This is a genomic window from Corynebacterium capitovis DSM 44611, assembly GCF_030440535.1.
GTDB classification, from domain to species: domain Bacteria; phylum Actinomycetota; class Actinomycetes; order Mycobacteriales; family Mycobacteriaceae; genus Corynebacterium; species Corynebacterium capitovis.
In genome coordinates, this window is record NZ_CP047117.1 from 660,970 (window position 1) to 674,940 (window position 13,971).

Here is a 13,971-nt window from a genome sequence, read left to right on the forward strand (position 1 = left end):
GCGTATCGCCCGCATTCTTTGCCCCGACCAACTGTCGGTCGGGTATCGGAACTGGGAAAGGGAACGTTGCGGGCAAAGGGCCCGATACCCCTGAAGTGGCGGCGCGGATCTTCGCCACGAGGGGATATTCGCGTGCCACCGTGCAAGACGTGATCGACGCGGTTCCTCGCAGGCGCGGAGATGTGAGACCCCGGGCCTGGAGCCGGGTTAGGGTGAACGCCATGCTGATCGAACGCGACGGGTTCTCCGTCTTCGCCCGCACCATCGGTGACACCACTAAGCCCGCGCTGCTGTTCCTCCAAGGTGGTCCGGGGCAGGCGGCGCCCCGCGAGCGCTACGAGTGGATCACCGCGGCGCTCGAGCATTACCAGGTTGTCCTGCTGGACCAGCGGGGCACGGGCCGTTCCACCCGCATCGACAGGGCCACCCCCTTGCTTCTGCGCGCCTCGGTCCTCTCCCAGCTCCGCGCGGACGAGATCGTCGCCGATGCCGAGGCGATCCGTACCGCGTTGGGGTTGGAGCAGTGGGACGTGCTGGGGCAATCGTTTGGAGGGTTCTGCTTGGTGCACTACCTGGCGCGCTACCCGGCGTCGATAAGACATGCCTTCTTTACGGGCGGGTTGCCCTCGGTGACCCGCGGGGTAGACGAGGTGTACGAGGCGACCTTTGCCAAGCTCAGGGAGCGTCACCGGGTGTTTTATGAGAGGGTGCCGCACGCTGAGCACACGATCCGCGAGGTGTGCCGGCACCTGGATAACTCGGAGGAGACGCTGCCCACGGGGGAGCGGCTCAGCTCGCGCAGGTTCCGGACGATCGGCGCCGCGCTCGGGCAGGAGGGTGGCTTCGACGCGCTCGGCGCGCTGCTCGAGGCTCCGTTCCACCCGAACGGCCGGCTGCGCACCGATTTCCTCGCGCAGGTCGGGGACCGCGTCTCGTTCGAGCGCGCTCCGCTGTACGCCGCGGTGCACGAGTCGATTTACGGCGGGACGGTGCCTGGTGCGACGGCGTGGGCGGCGCAGCGCGTCTCCGAAACACTAGACGGCTTCGCGCCCAGCGCGTCCCCGGATGACGACGAGTTCTACCTCACCGGCGAACACATCTTCCCCTTCCAGTTCGATGAGGATCCGGCGCTGCGCCCCTTCCGGGGGGCGGCTCGCCAGCTCGCGGAGAAGGACGATTGGCCGAATCTTTACGAAGGCCTCACCCGCGTTGGGAGCGCGCACGCCGTGGTCTACACCGATGACCTCTACGTGCCGCGGTCGTTTTCCCTCGAGTCGGCGGACGTTCTCGGCGCCCGGGTGCACGAGACGGATCGGTGGCAGCACGACGGTTTGCGGAAACACGGGCGCGCCGTCATTGTAACGCTGCTAGATCTGGCTGGGGGAGTACGATGACAGCCATGCAGGCACCGATTCCGCGCGAGCAGGTCCAGCTAACCAGCCAGGAGCTAGATACGTTCGACTGTTTAACCGGCGAATTCGAGCGTTCAGAGGAGCACCTCGTAGACCCCTCGCTGGCGTTGTACGTCACGCGCTAGCCGGTTTCCGGGTTGCCCTGAAGAAATTGCCAGCCCGGGTTAGGATTCGGGCGTGAAAAAGATTGCCTCCCTCCTCCTCGTCGCCGCGAGCGTGAGTGCCGCGCCGACGGTGGCAGCGCAGCCGCTTGCCGACGTCAACCTGCAACTCCCCGCCAACGCCCCGGTCACCCTCCCGCAGCTCCGGGACGCGGGCACGGGTTCCTCCACCGGCGGGGTCCCCGTGCAGCACGACGCGGGCGCCCCCGTGCCGCAGCCCTTCACCCCCGACTACCTCACGGGGTACATCTCGGACATCTCCGCGTACGACTACGGGATCTATTCCCAGGTCAACAGCCTCTTCCCCGAGGTGCGCCAGAACCAGCCGGAGACGATGCAGGCCAACCTGGACACCGTGGTGCGCATCAACAACACTGCGACCCCGGAGCAGGTCGCGCGTGCCCAAGAGGACGCCATCGCCTCCGAGGGGGGCCTGCTCACCGCGCTGTCGCCGGCCCTAGGCGGCGAGTTCGGGGCGGCCTTCCGCGCGGCGCTGGACGAAAACCGCCTGCCCAAGACCACCTACCTGCTGGACAATGGTTACCTTGCGCGGGCGGGGGGTCTGGCTAGCTCCACGCTGATTGAGAAGGGGATCTTCAACAACCCGCGGCCCCACATCGTCGCGCCGGACCGGATCGTCCGTTACATCACCCCGGGCGCCGAGGACCTTTACCTCACCGGCCCGTCCTTCCCTTCTGGGCACACCAACCAGGCGACCTGGGTGACCTCCTTGCTCGCGTACATGGTTCCCGAGGTCGCGCCCCAGCTTGCCTACCGCGGCGTCGAGGCCGGAAACTCGCGTGTGGTGCTGGGGGTCCACTACCCCCTCGACGTGATCGGGGGGCGCATGTCCGGCTACGCGGCCGCTGCCGACCGCCTCAACGACCCCCGCATGCGCCACGCTCTGGACCAGGCGGCGGCCGAGCTGCGCGCTGAGATCGAGTGGCGCACCGGCAAGACGATTGCGCAGCTTGTCGCCTCCGACGCCCCCTACGTGTCGACACAGCAGGCGGTCACAACAATGGGGGAGTGGGCCGACTACGGCCTGCCGCGCGTGTACAACCCGGATGCGCCGATGATTGTGCCACAGGCCGCGCCGGTTCTCCTCGCGGGGAAGTTCCCCAATTTGAGCTGGGATCAGCGCGCCGAGGTGCTTCGCCTCACCGCGTCCGAGGCAGGCAACCCGCTGGACTGGCAGGGCGAGGGCGGCTCCTGGCAGCGCATCAACCTGGTCGCGGCGCTGGCCGCCTCGGTGACGGTCGGTGCCGACGGCCAGGTGAGCGTGAGCTAATCGCGCGCGGCGTCAAGCAGCTCCCGCGTGTAGGCGTGCTGCGGCGCCGCCCAGATCCGCTCCGTGGGACCGTGCTCGACGATGCTGCCACGGTGCAGGACCGCGACGGTGGGGCACACCTCGCGCACGACGGCGAGGTCATGGGAGACGAAGACTAGGCTGTGGTCACCGACGGCCTCGTCGAGCAGCGAGAGCACCTGCGCGCGGAGGGTGACGTCGAGGGCCGAGACGGGCTCGTCGGCAAGCATGATGCCCGGGCGGGGGGCGGCGGCGCGGGCGATGGAGATGCGCTGTCGCTGGCCACCGGAGAACTCCCGCGGCCGGCGCCTCCCCGTGCCCTCGAGGCCGACCCGGGTGAGCACCTCGGCGGCGCGGGCGGGGCTCACGCCGGCCTCCTCGATCGATGAGGCGACGGGCATACGCGGGTCCAGGGAGGAGTAGGGATCCTGGAAGACCATCTGAACCGACCCGTTTACCCGGACGGTTCCAGCATCAGGGGTGCTCAACCCCGCGAGGACGCGGAGTAGCGATGTCTTGCCGGACCCAGAGCCGCCCACGATGCCGAGCCGCTCACCCTCCCGCACGCTAAGGGTGACCTCGCGCAGCACCTTCGTCGAGCCGCGGGTGAGGCTGACGCGGTCGAGGCTGATCACCGGGGGGCCAAGGGTGCGGGGGACGCCGGGCGGGCCGGGTCGCGCGGCGCGGGCGAGGGAGAGCGCGTAGTCCGAATCGGGTGCGACGACGCGCCCGCCCTGGAATACGAGGACGCGGTCGGTCATGCGACGCACCACGGCCAGGTCGTGGGAGATAAAAAGCAGGCCCATGCCGCGGTCGGCGACGACGCGGGCGATGAGGTCGAGGATGTGGCGCTGGACGGTGGCGTCCAGTGCGGTGGTCGGCTCGTCGCAGATGAGGACGTCGGGGTCGTCGGCGAGTGCGGCAGCGATGAGCACCCGCTGACGCTGGCCACCGGAAAGCTCGTGGGGGTAGGCGTCGGGCCGATCAACCCCAACCTCTGCGAGCAGGGCGCGCGCCCTCCCGCGATCCCGGCAGACCTGGCGGCCCACCGTGACCAAGGGGTCGAGCGCGGTCATCGGTTCCTGGAAGATCATCGCGACGCGCGCCCCACGCACGCGTCGGCGGGCGCGGTCGGTGGAACCCACCATCTCGGTGCCGAAGACGGTGATAGATCCGCGCAGCTCAACGTGGTCCGTAAGCCCCATGATGGCCAGCGCCGTCATCGTCTTCCCTGACCCCGATTCACCGATGATGCCAACGCGTTCTCCCGGGGAGACGGTGAGGGAGACATCGCTTAGAATGCCGGGAATGGTGAGGTGATCAACGCGGATCACGGTCGCCTCCGATCAGGTTGAAGCTCAAGACGGTGGCCGCGATGGCCAGGCCGGGCCACACCGCGAGGTGGGGGGCGGTGGCCAGGAAGGGCTGGGAGGCCTGCAGCATGCGGCCCCAGGAGGCGTAGGGCGCCGGGGTGCCCAGACCGAGGAAGGACAACCCCGCCTCCGCGAGGATGGCCAGCGCCAGCGCGACGGAGACCTGGACGCTCACCAGGCCAGCGATGTTGGGCAGCACGTGTCGACGCGCAACCTTGAGCGGCGGGACCTGCGCCACGCGGGCCGCGAGGATGTAATCCTGGCTCATCACTCGAAGCGTTCCCGCGCGCGCGACGCGGGCGAATCCGGGGATGCCGGCGATGCCGATAGCCAGCACCACGATCCACGAGCTCGACCCGAACACGGCTGTGAACACGATGGCGAGCAACAGCGCGGGGAAGGCCATGAGCAGGTCGTTGGCGCGCATCACCACAGATTCAAGCGCCCCGCGGCGCATGCCTGCAGCGATCCCGAGCGACACGCCCGCGGCTGCGGAGAATGCGACGGCCCCGAGGCTGACAGCCAGCGTGATGCGCGCGCCAGCCATAACGCGCGAGAGGACGTCGCGCCCGAACTGGTCGGTGCCCATCCAGTGCGCCGCGCTCGACCCCTCCAGGCGCGCGGTGGGGTTGGCCTGAAGCGGGTCGTACGGCGTCCACACGGCAGCCAGCAGTGCCACGGCTACCACGGCGGTGGCGAAACCGGCGCCGGCGCGCTGCGCGGGGGAAAGTCGGGCGAGCATCAGTGGCCCCTCCTCACGCGGGGATCGACGACAGCGTAGAGCAGGTCCACGACGAGGTTGACCAGGAGGGTGAAGGCGACCAACAGCATGAGCAGGGTTTGCACGGTGGTGAGGTCGCGGTTGCCGACTGCGTCGATAAGCATGCTGCCCAGCCCAGGGATGGCGAACACTCGCTCGATCACCACCGCGCCCACAACGAGGCTGGACAGCTGAACCCCGGCCACCGTGAGCAGGGGCAGCGCCGCGTTCTTCAGCGCGCGCGTAAAGAGCACCTCGCGTATCGACGCCCCCCGCGCCCTGGCCGTGCGCACGTAATCCTTCTCCATTTCCTCCTCGATAGTGCTGCGCACGTACCGGGTGAGGATCGCCGCCTGAACCACAGCGAGCGCCGCGACCGGCAGCACCGCGTTCGAAACACCACCCCATCCGTTGGCGGGCAGCCACCCCAGCCGGACCGAGAAGACGCCCACGGCGAGGATGGCTACGAGGAAGCTGGGCACGACGATGCCCAGCTGGGTCAGCGCCGCGACGGCAGTACCCGCGGGGGTACGGTCGCGCCGGGCGAGGAAGATCCCCACCGGCACGGCGATGACAAGGGCGAGCGCCATCGCGGAGAGGGTGAGGGCAAGGGATACGCCGGCGCGCTCCAGCACGAGGGCGGTGATGTCGGTGCCGCTGGACATCGACACCCCGAAGCGGCCGGTGCACAGGCCCGCGACCCAGTCGATGTACTGAGTGAACAGGGGGCGGTCCGTGCCCAGCTTGGCCGACAGCGCAGCCACCGCCTCGTCCGTGGCCGTGACACCGAGCGCGATGCGCGCCGGGTCACCCGGAACCGCCCGCAGGAGCAGGAAGATGAGCACGCTTGCAGCGAGAAGGAGGCCGGCGAAGCGGGCGAGGATGCGCAGGGCGGCGGTCATGGTTGTTCCTGCCGGGTGATAGGCGCGAGGGGGAGAGAATCTGTCACCACGTCCGCGTCGACTCCTCCCACGCCGGGCGCGAGCAGGACGATATTGGGGGCGTTGGCCAAGGTCAGTGCCGCCCCGTCGCCCATGAGCTGGTCGACTGCCGCGCGCATGTTGCCGGCCTGGTCGCCGGCCTCCGCCGCGGCGAGAAGCTCCCGGGTGCGCGCGGAGTCGTACCCGAGGTAGTAGTCGGGGTTACCGAAGAGGGTGGGGATATCCCGCGGTTCGACGTGAGCCACCAGGGAGGCCTGGTAGTCGTGTCCCTTGAGGACCTTCGAGAGCCAGACCGCGGGGAACTCGACGGTCTCCAGGGTGACGCGGAACCCGACGTCGCGCAGCTGGGAGAAGATGAGCTCACTGGCTGTTGTGGCGTATGTCAGGTTCGGCACGGTGATGGTCACCTCGGGCTGCCTGCCCGCGAGCAGGGCCCGCGCCCGGTCCGGGTCGTAGGGGTAGTAGTCCTCTCCGGTGTACCAGGGGTCGGAGGGGGGCACCGGCGCGCCGCCGGTATCGGTGGCCATGCCGTTGTAGACCACGTCGTTGAGGGCGTGGCGGTCGATAGCGTAGGCCGCGGCGTGGCGCACGGCGGGGTCGTCGAAAGGCGCGGTGCGGTTGTTCATACTGAAGAGCACCTCGCTATTGGTGGTGCCCACCTCGACGCCGATGTCGCTACCGAGCGTGGGGAGCAGCTCGGGGGCCTGCATGGACCACACGACGTCGACGTCGCCGGCGCGCAGGGCGTTGACGGCGGTCACGGCGTCCGAGAAGTAGCGGATCACGGCGTCGTGGCTGGCTGAGTCACCCCAGTACTCACCCCGGGCGGCGAAGGTGACGGCTTCACCCGGGGTGAACGCGCGCACGGTGTAGGGGCCGGTGCCCAGCGGGTCGGACGCAAGGCGGGGGATGCTCTCGGCCGTCATCATGGCGCCCGTCAGCGTCCCCATCGACCACAGCCAGCTACTCGACGGCCGGCTCAGCGTCACCCTCAGCGTGTGATCATCGACCGCTTCTGCGTTTGCCACGGGCGCCATGTGGGACTTGAGCCCGTTGGTCCAGGAGTCGCGGGTGTAGAGGATGGAAAACGCGGCATCCTGGGCGGTGAAGGGTTTGCCGTTGGAAAAGGTCACGTCCCCGCGGAGGTGGAAGGTGTACTCGGTGCCGGAGGCGGTCTCGTCCCAGCTCTCGGCGAGGAAGGGCTGCGGCTGGCCGGAATCGTCGATGCGCACCAGGGTTTCGTAGACGTTGCCCATCAGCGCCTGCGGTGCCGCCGCGCCCGCCGTGGTGGTGAAGTCCAGACCGGCAGGGGAGGCTGAGGCGGCCACTACGACGGGGTCCGATTCGCCCCGTGTATCAGCAGACCCGCAGGCGGGCAGGGGGGCAAGCAGCGAGAGGGCCGCCGCGGCGCTATGGAGACGGCGAACGCGCGGGGCCCGCTGTGAACTCATGGGTGAACAGCGTACACAGGGCCGGGGCGCGGGGTGGGGTTATGCCCGGATCCAATGCTCCGCGAGGATCTCCATGCCGCGCAGCGCCTCTGGGTGGCTGCCTGCCTGGAGCGAGATCATCAGCTCGTCGGCGCGGGCGTGGTCGCTAAACCACCGCAGGTACTCGGCGACTTCGGGCCCCGTCCCGCGGGCGGTGTAACGCAGCATCCCGATGATCTGCTCGCCCTGGGGGGACGCGGCGAGGAGGTCAAGCTGGTCGTCGTTAAGCACCTGGCCCCTGCGGCCGATCAGTGCGCGGAGGCGGTTGCGGTGCACGATCGTCGTCTGGAGGTCGGCATCCTCGCGCGTGTCGGCGGCGGTGACGTTGACCGCCGCGATGACGTAGGGCTCGGGGTGGCGCTCCGACGGCTGGTAGTTGTCCCGGTAATAGGCGGTGGCTTGCTCGAGCTGCTGCGGTGCGAAGTGGGAGGCGAAGGAGTAGGGCAAGCCGAGCTGGGCGGCCAAGGATGCCCCGAACATGGACGAGCCGAGGATGTAGAGCGGGACACCCGTGCCGCGGCCGGGGAATGCGGACACGCCGGGGAGGGGCGAATCGTTGGAGAGCCAGGCGGCGAGCTCGGCGACGTCATTGGGGAAGTTTTCGGCGGCGCGGGCGTCGCGACGCAGGGCGCGGCCGAGGGTTTGGGCGTCGGTGCCGGGAGCGCGCCCAAGGCCCAGGTCGATGCGGCCCGGGTAGAGCTCCGCCAGGGTGCCAAATTGCTCCGCGACGACGTAAGGGGCGTGGTTGGGCAGCATGACCCCGCCAGCACCAAGGCGGATGGTGGTGGTCTTTGCGCCGATGTGGGAGATCAGCACAGCGGGTGAAGACGATGCGATGGTGGGCATGTTGTGGTGCTCGGAGTACCAGACACGCGAAAACCCCAGCGCTTCGGCGCGTTGAGCCAGCTCAACGGAGCGTTTCATCGACTCGGCCGCGGATTCGCCGGGGTAGACGGTACAGAAGTCAAGCAGGGAGAGCGGTGCGTTCATGGTCCCCCACGCTACTCCAGGTTCAGGCGGTGAGGACGTCCCCGTTGACAGTTTCGTTGGTGCCGATGGCCCTTGGCGTCCGGGGCTTGGCGAGATCGACGGCCAACCCGATGAGGAACGCGGCGGCGACGGGCAGGACCCAGCCGAGGCCGTCGGCGGCGAGCGGTGCCCAGGACACCAGCGGGCGCAGGGCGTCGGCGGCCCAGCCGAGGGAGACGAAGGTCTCGATCGCCGACCACACGACGGCCACCCAGATGGGCAGGAAGAAGGCCCAGGTGAAACGCGTGCGGGAGCGGAAGGCCGGCTCGACGAGGGTGACAAAGATCAGTGCGATGGCCGGCGGGTAGAGGAACCCGATGACCGGCGCCGCGATGGCCATGACGAACTCGAGGCCCTGGGTGGCGATGACGGTCGAAGCAATCGTGAAGACAACGGCCCACGTCTTGTAGGAACCGGCGAATTCGTCGGAGAAGTACTCGGCGGTCGCGGTGATCAACCCGACTGAGGTGGTCAGGCAGGCGAGGAGCACGATGAGGGAGAACACGACGTGCCCGGCGGTGCCCATGGTCAGCTGAGAAGCGTTGGCCAGCAGACCGGCGCCGTTGGAGAACTGCTCGGGGTCGGGGAAGACGCGCCCAATGGAACCCAAACCTAGGTAGATCAGGGCGAGCATCGCGCCGGCGCCGGCGCCGGCCAGGATGGTGCCGCGTACGACGGGTGCGCCCTCGGGGAAACCGCGGTAGCGAAGGGTCGAGATGACCACAATGGAAAAGGCCAGCGCGGCAATCGAATCCATGGTGAGGTAGCCCTGCAGCAGGCCGGAGGTCAGCGGGCTGTCGGCGTAGGTCTCATCCGGGGTGCGCGGTTGCGCGTCCCACTTCATGGCAGCCACGGCGATCATCACGAAAAGCAGGATGAGCAGGGTGGGCGTGAGGAACTTGCCCAGCTTCTCCATGATCGTGTTGGGGTTCCAGGACAGCGCCAGGGACACGCCGAAGAAGACGATGTTAAACAGCGCGGACGGCAGGAGGCCCTCGACGCCGAACAGCGGGCTGATGGCGGTTTCAAAGGACACCGCGCCCGTGCGGGGCAGCGCGTAGAAGGCGCCGATGGACAGGTAGGCCAGCACGGGGAAAACGATGCCGAAGACCGCGCCCGCGCGCTTCGCTAGGTCGCGAACGTTTGCGCCGGACAGGGCGATCGCGACGACTGCGAGGACGGGCAACAGCGCGCCCGTGCCTAGAAAGCCCAGGATGGCGGGCCAGAAGTTGTCGCCCGCTTCGACGGCGAGCATGGGCGGAAAGATGAGGTTACCCGCTCCGAAGAACATCGAGAAGAGCGCAAGCGAGGTGACGACGATTGCGGCGGTCATCCCATCCTGGCGCGTTCTTCCCTCGCCCTCACTCGTGACAGCTGTGGAGCCCAAAAGAATTCCTCCTTGATATCCCTCGTTGACGTGGAGTTGCCTTAGGGTACCCCGGAGGTACGCTGAGTTCCCAAACTTCGGGCGGTGAAATCTCAATCTGTGGAATCGGCGAGGCGCTCGATCGCCCGCAGCGGGATGTTCACCCAATCGGGGCGGTTGTTGGCCTCGTACACAACCTCGTAGGCCGCCTTGTCCGCCACGTACGCGGCGAGCAGCGGGTCGGACCCTACGCCATAACCAGCAAGAAGCTTGTCGACGCCCTCCGTTTCCCACTGCTCTCCGCGCCCGCCGACGGCGGCGGCGTACCCGAAGGATCGCACCATCCCGGCCACGTCGCGCAGCCTGTGATCGGGGCGGCGCCGCTGCTCCAGGGGGCGGGCGGGCTCGCCTTCGAAGTCGATGAGGAACCACCGCCCCTCCGCGCCACCCGTTTTCAGGGTCTGGCCGAGGTGCAGGTCGCCGTGGATACGCTGGATGTCAACCTCGTCGTCGGGGATCTCCGCGTACAGGGCCCGCAACGCGTCCTCGTGATCGGCGAGCTGGCAGGCGCGGCCGACGAGCTCGTCAAGGTGGGAATTGAGGTCGTCCCGCAGCGCGGCGCCGCCCACCCTCTGCGTGCCGCAGGCCTCAGCCAGGGCCTCGTGCACAACACGGATCGCCCGGCCCAGCTCGGCAGGGTCACCGAGCTCGTCGGCGACGGCCAAGTCGAAGCCGTCGGTGCCCCCGCGGATCAGTTCCTGCTGCATGGCCAGGGTGACCCGGCCGCGGGTGACGTAACCGCGCACGCCGGCGACGTGCGGGCAGTCCCGGATCGCGCTGAGTAGCTCCACGTCGGGGTTGAGTCCGCGCTCGAGCTTACGGAACGCCTTGAGCACCCAGGCATCGTCGACGACCAGGGAAGTATTGGATTGTTCGGCGCCCATCGGGCGGGCGCGGTGGCCGCCGATCTCGCCGTGGACCTCGCCCAGCTCGCGGACGTGGTCCAGGTAGGCCTGGGCCCCGTGGTCGGTGGCCAGGGCGTCGCGGGTGTCGTCGCTAAGAAGCTGGTACTCGTCGACCGTGCCGCCGTGCGAGACGGCGACGATCTGCCACACGAACCCGCCGGCAGGGGAGGAGGCGAGGACGCGGACGTCGTCAATGGCTTCGCTTTTCGCGCCGTAGAAGCGCTCGCGGGTCAGGTCGATCATGCCTGCTCCGAAAGGTCGAACCAGAAGAACCCGTGCGGTGCCAAGGTCACGAGCCACGGCAGGTTACCGATCGCCGGGAACTCGACGCCGCCGGAGAGCTCGCGCGGGATCACACCCTCATAGGCGGTGAGGTTCATCTCCGCCGGTTGGGGCCGCGAGCTCAGGTTGTTGATGCACAGGATGCGCTCGTCGTTGTACTCGCGGATGAAGGCGAGCACCTGCGGATTTGAGTGCTCCACCTCGATGTAGGAGCCGCGGCCGAAGGCTCGGTACTGCTTGCGGATGTGCACGCGCTCACGCACCCAGTGGAGTAAGGAGTTGTCGCGGTTCATCTGGGATTCAACGTTAACGATGTGGTAACCGTAGCTGTCGTTGCGGATCGTGGGCAGGTAGAGCCGCTCGGGGTCGGCCTTGGAGAACCCGCCGTTGCGGTCGTTGGACCACTGCATGGGAGTGCGCACGCCGTCGCGGTCCGGTAGCCAGATGTTGTCACCCATCCCGATTTCGTCGCCGTAGTACAAAAACGGCGAACCGGGCAGGCTGAGCAGGAGGGCGTGGGCCAGCTCGAGGCGGTCGCGGTGGCCGCCCAGGAGGGGAGCGAGCCGGCGCCGGATGCCCACGTTGGCGCGCATCCGCGGGTCGAATGCGTAGTTCTTGTACATGTAGTCCCGCTCCTCCTCCGAGACCATCTCGAGGGTCAGCTCGTCGTGGTTGCGCAGGAAGATGCCCCACTGGGCGGAGTCAGGGATCGAGGGGGTGTCGCGGAGGATGTCGATGATCGGCTGGGCGTTTTCCTGGTGGATGCCCATGAAGATGCGCGGCATGACGGGGAAGTGGAACGCCATCTGGCACTCGTCGCCGTCGCCCTCGCCGAAGTACTGCACGACCTCGTCGGGCATTTGGTTCGCCTCTGCGAGGAGGAAGCGCCCCGGGTACTCGTCGTCGAAAAGGGTGCGCACCCGTTTGATGAACTGGTGCGTCTCCGGCAGGTTCTCGCAGTTCGTGCCCTCCCGCTCGAAGAGGTAGGGGATGGCGTCGAGGCGGATGCCGTCCATTCCCAGGTCGAGCCAGAAGCGGATGATGTCGAGGATTTCGTCCTGGACGGCCGGGTTGTCGTAGTTCAGGTCCGGCTGGTGGGAGAAGAAGCGGTGCCAGAAGAACTGCTTGCGCACCGGGTCGTAGGTCCAGTTGGACTCCTCGGTGTCGATGAAGATGACGCGAGCCTCGTTGTACTTCGTCGGGTCGTCGCTCCACACGTAGTAGTCGGCATAGGGCCCGTCCGGGTTGAGCCGAGATTCACGGAACCAATCGTGCTGATCGGAGGTGTGGTTGATGGGGAAATCTGTGATGATGCGGATCCCGCGCTTGTGGGCGGCGTCGATGAGGTTGACGAAGTCATCGACGGTGCCGAACTCCGGCAGCACGCGGCGGAAGTCGCGGATGTCGTAGCCGCCGTCGCGGAGGGGGGAATCGTAAAAGGGCGGCAGCCACAGGCAGTCGACGCCGAGCCACTGGAGGTAATCCAGCTTGTCCATCACACCCTTGAGCGTGCCGGACCCCGTGTCGTCGGGGTCGTAGAAGGCGCGGGTGAGAACCTCGTAGAAGACGGCGTCCTTGTACCACTCGGGGTCGGGCCGCTGCCAGGGTTCCTCGACAGGGGCGGGTAGCTTAAAGTCGGATGCCTGGGGGGTTTGTTCCATGTGGCCCTAGATTAGCGGGATTAAAGTCGCCGGATTGCGCGCGCGATCCTGTCGGCTGCCTCGGCGAGGATCTCGGGGCTGGTAGCGAAGTTGAGACGCGCGCGGTGGTCCCCGCCGGGCCCGAAGCTCACCCCTTCGTTCAAAGCGACCTTCGCTTCTCGACGCAACCACTGCGCCGGCTTCGGATCCGCCAGCTTCGTGTTCCGAAAGTCCAGGAACATGAGGTAAGTCGCCGAGGTAGGGGGGAAACCGATGCCGGGGATCGCCTCGGGTAGGGTGCGCGCGAGCCAGTCCCGGTTCTGGCGCAGCACCTCGATTTCCTCGTCGAGGAAGTCCACGCCCTCCCGGTAGCAGGCCTCGGCGGCGAGGATGCCCAGGGTGCCTACCCCGTCCTTCGCCACGCCCGTCAGGGTGTCCCAGCGCGCGGCGTCGGCGTCGTTGGAGAAGATGATCTGGGCGCACTTCAGGCCCGCGATGTTCCAAGCCTTCGACGTCGCGGTCACCGTAATGCACACGTCCGGGTTGTTGGCGGCGGCGCAGGTGTGGTGGCCGTCGTAGACGATCGGGGCATGGATTTCGTCGACAAGCACCCTGCCCCCGTATTTCCGGGCGATCGCGCAGATCTGGTCGAGTTCCTCCGCGTCGAAGGTGTAGCCCCAGGGGTTCATGGGGTTGGTCAGGATCAGCGAGCCGGCGCCGTGACGGAAGGCCGCGTCGACCTCCATCAGGTCGAGCCCGTTTTCACTACCGACATCGATGCGTTCGCGCCCCGCCGTCTCGGCGATGTCGAGGAAGGGAAAGTACGCGGGCACGGGCACAATGACCGGCCCGATTGTGTAGTACTGGATGGCCAGCAGGATCCCCCGCACCACGTCGGCGACGGGGAAGATGTGGGCCGGGTCGGGGCGCCACCCGTACCGCGACGCGTGGAAGTCCGCCACCGCCTCCGGCAGGCCGCTGGCCTGCGGGGCCGGGGTGTAGCCGAAGGACTCGTTATCCACCGCGCGCTGGATTGCGGCCTTGACGGCGGGGGCGGTGGGGAAGTCGCTTTCGGCCACGAACAGGGGCAGCACGTCATCTGGGTACTGCGTCCACTTGCGGGTGCCGCGTGCTTTGAGGGTGGTCAGATCCGGGAATTCCATATCATTACACGGTAGTCACGGGGCGGGGCAACGGTAGAGCAACGCGAGTTTTCGCGTGTGTTGTGGCCTGGTTTTGGCGT

12 protein-coding genes are annotated in these 13,971 nt (G+C 67.8%); 3 read left to right on the forward strand and 9 right to left on the reverse strand.

All coding sequences use genetic code 11. From position 1 onward, the window contains the following. Positions 1–221 precede the first annotated feature (221 nt). From CAPI_RS03285 to CAPI_RS03295, 3 genes are read left to right on the forward strand one after another with little or no spacing between them, the layout of a single operon-like run. Positions 222–1,394 carry an alpha/beta fold hydrolase gene (locus CAPI_RS03285; protein WP_018016615.1) on the forward strand — a complete coding sequence of 391 codons (1,173 nt, stop codon included), beginning with the start codon at positions 222–224 and terminating at the stop codon, positions 1,392–1,394. Positions 1,395–1,399: 5 nt separating this feature from the next. Then, positions 1,400–1,537, forward strand: a complete 138-nt coding sequence (locus tag CAPI_RS03290; protein WP_169331503.1) for a hypothetical protein — start codon at positions 1,400–1,402, stop codon at positions 1,535–1,537. Positions 1,538–1,589: 52 nt separating this feature from the next. Then, complete coding sequence (locus CAPI_RS03295; RefSeq protein WP_018016617.1) at positions 1,590–2,864, forward strand: acid phosphatase; 1,275 nt, start codon at positions 1,590–1,592, stop codon at positions 2,862–2,864. On the opposite strand, the gene CAPI_RS03300 is transcribed toward CAPI_RS03295, so the two are convergent. The 9 genes from CAPI_RS03300 to CAPI_RS03340 form a co-directional block, all read right to left on the reverse strand. Beyond that, entirely contained in the window at positions 2,861–4,216 is a 1,356-nt protein-coding gene (locus CAPI_RS03300) for an ATP-binding cassette domain-containing protein (protein WP_018016618.1), read from the reverse strand. The two genes, CAPI_RS03295 and CAPI_RS03300, sit on opposite strands and share 4 nt — an antisense overlap. Further along, positions 4,203–4,997 carry an ABC transporter permease gene (locus CAPI_RS03305; protein ID WP_018016619.1) on the reverse strand — a complete coding sequence of 265 codons (795 nt, stop codon included), beginning with the start codon at positions 4,995–4,997 and terminating at the stop codon, positions 4,203–4,205. Before CAPI_RS03305 ends, CAPI_RS03300 begins: the two co-directional genes overlap by 14 nt. Then, positions 4,997–5,917: an ABC transporter permease gene (locus tag CAPI_RS03310; RefSeq protein WP_018016620.1), complete on the reverse strand. Its 921-nt coding sequence runs from the start codon at positions 5,915–5,917 to the stop codon at positions 4,997–4,999. Before CAPI_RS03310 ends, CAPI_RS03305 begins: the two co-directional genes overlap by 1 nt. After that, the gene (locus CAPI_RS03315; protein ID WP_083893882.1) at positions 5,914–7,407 is read right to left on the reverse strand and encodes an ABC transporter substrate-binding protein; all 1,494 of its coding nucleotides are present in this window, start codon (positions 7,405–7,407) and stop codon (positions 5,914–5,916) included. Before CAPI_RS03315 ends, CAPI_RS03310 begins: the two co-directional genes overlap by 4 nt. A gap of 39 nt (positions 7,408–7,446) precedes the next feature. Next, a complete protein-coding gene (locus CAPI_RS03320; protein WP_018016622.1) occupies positions 7,447–8,436 on the reverse strand; it encodes an LLM class flavin-dependent oxidoreductase in 990 nt (329 codons plus the stop codon). A 22-nt stretch (positions 8,437–8,458) separates the two neighbouring features. Beyond that, positions 8,459–9,808 (reverse strand): branched-chain amino acid transport system II carrier protein, encoded by a 1,350-nt coding sequence (brnQ, locus tag CAPI_RS03325; protein ID WP_018016623.1) that lies wholly within the window; start codon positions 9,806–9,808, stop codon positions 8,459–8,461. A 146-nt stretch (positions 9,809–9,954) separates the two neighbouring features. Further along, a complete protein-coding gene (locus tag CAPI_RS03330; RefSeq protein ID WP_018016624.1) occupies positions 9,955–11,049 on the reverse strand; it encodes a hypothetical protein in 1,095 nt (364 codons plus the stop codon). Continuing rightward, entirely contained in the window at positions 11,046–12,749 is a 1,704-nt protein-coding gene (gene treS / locus CAPI_RS03335; protein ID WP_018016625.1) for a maltose alpha-D-glucosyltransferase, read from the reverse strand. Before treS ends, CAPI_RS03330 begins: the two co-directional genes overlap by 4 nt. A 20-nt stretch (positions 12,750–12,769) precedes the next feature. Then, a complete protein-coding gene (locus tag CAPI_RS03340) occupies positions 12,770–13,891 on the reverse strand; it encodes a MalY/PatB family protein (RefSeq protein WP_018016626.1) in 1,122 nt (373 codons plus the stop codon). Positions 13,892–13,971 lie beyond the last annotated feature (80 nt).